This is a genomic window from Mesorhizobium sp. M7A.F.Ca.CA.004.04.2.1 (assembly GCF_004022825.1).
GTDB lineage: Bacteria > Pseudomonadota > Alphaproteobacteria > Rhizobiales > Rhizobiaceae > Mesorhizobium.
In genome coordinates this window covers 1-1,220 of the sequence record NZ_RZPH01001372.1, presented here as the reverse complement: position 1 = coordinate 1,220, position 1,220 = coordinate 1, and the positions used below count along the sequence as shown (strand labels likewise).

Here is a 1,220-nt window from a genome sequence, read left to right as displayed (position 1 = left end):
ATATTGCTGCCTTGGCTGCCCGCTCGGCTTTAGCAAAATTTGACGAGGCATCGAATTTTTGGCGCGCGTGCCGCCCTTGTTGTTAACGTCAGTACCAATGCCCCGATCGCCTTCACACCGAATGGAGAGTGTCGGCGATCGTTCCCATCAGGTTCTGTATGTCGATCCGCATCGACTGATTGATCGCTTTCGGCCAGGTCGACAGCTTCACGCCGACGAAATCGCGCTGGTGGTCGATGTAGATTATCTGCCATCCGAGCAGCTACTCTGAATGCAATGGGCGAGCCTCCAAGGTTTCTATTGGGTGGTTCTCAGAGGGATGGAGCCGGACATTCACTTCCGTCGAGAACATATCGCGAACTACAGGTTCAAAGCGCAACATCTCTTCGCGCGATGACCGGCCTCTCAGCACCGACCTATCGCTGATCCGCTGCAGCACTCTTTGCGGCCAAAGCCGATCCGTTGTAGGCGTGCATCTGCGCCAGCTTTGCCATGCGCTGGGCGGCTTCTGCGAGCGCCGAGCAATGCTGCTTGAAGTTTTGCTCTATGATCTGACCGTAGGGTCCCGTAAGTCCCACCGCGTACATCACCTCACCGCTCGTCGGCCTTATCGGAAATGCGATCGAGCCCAGGCCCGGAACATGCTCGGCCAGGTCCATGGCATAGCCCTGCTGCCGAACCTCCGCCAATTCCCTGGTCAACTCCGCGATCTTCGTTTTAGTCCGATCGGTATAGCTGCGCAGCTCGGTCGCCAGGATCCTGTTCACGGTCTCCTGCGGATGAAACGCAAGGATCGCCTTGGCCGAAGCGGTCGCATTTACAGGCATGGCCATACCCGGCATGACATAGGTCCGGACCGGAGTGTCGGGCGCGACGCAGGTGACCGAGCGCACCTCGGTACCGTCGAACTTCGACAGGAACGCCGACTGGCCGGTGCGGTCGGCCAAATCCTGAAGCGGTCGCTGCGCGAGCGTCGTCAGCCAGCCGCTATCCGGAGACATCTGTAGCAGCTGCAGCAAGCGATCGCCGAGGCGGTATGTCCGATTGCGAACGCTCTCGGCGGTGATCATCCCGCTTTCGATCAAGGCATGCAGCAGCCTGTTGATCGTGGTTTTGGGCAGTCCAAGCGTCGTTTCGAGCTCGATCGCCGTCAAGCCATGCTCGAACGGCGCGACCGTTTCCATGATCGAGATGTAGCGCTCGAGGGGACTGTCCTTGGC

The 1,220-nt window shown here is 59.2% G+C and carries 1 protein-coding gene; it reads right to left on the bottom strand.

From position 1 onward, the window contains the following. Positions 1–416: 416 nt before the first annotated feature. Positions 417–1,193 (bottom strand): IclR family transcriptional regulator, encoded by a 777-nt coding sequence (locus tag EN893_RS34655; protein WP_281062530.1) that lies wholly within the window; start codon positions 1,191–1,193, stop codon positions 417–419. Between the last annotated feature and the right edge of the window lie 27 nt (positions 1,194–1,220).